1 protein-coding gene is annotated in these 250 nt (G+C 62.0%); it reads left to right on the forward strand.

From position 1 onward, the window contains the following. Positions 1–250, forward strand: a 250-nt coding sequence (locus tag SCA31_RS24695) for a hypothetical protein (RefSeq protein ID WP_410699597.1), incomplete at both ends; no start/stop codon positions are given.

A 250-nucleotide genomic window follows, 5' to 3' on the forward strand; every position in this document is an offset into this window, starting at 1 on the left:
CCTGGACCTGACATGGTCCACCGACGGCGTGATGTACAGCATTTTCACCGGTGGCCTCTACGTTGCCGGAGTTGCCCTGATCGGGCTCTCGCTCGGGGCTTTGCTGCGCAACAGCGCGGGTGGGGTCACAGTGCTGGTCGCGCTGTTCTTTGTTCTCTCGATCGCTTCCGGATTCCTTTCATTGGTCCCGGGGGATTTCTGGAAGTACGTTCCCCAGTACATCCCCAGCGAGGCCGGCGGCCGGTTCCTG

This window comes from Chryseobacterium sp. SIMBA_028 (assembly GCF_046535285.1).
Taxonomy (GTDB): Bacteria; Bacteroidota; Bacteroidia; order Flavobacteriales; family Weeksellaceae; genus Chryseobacterium.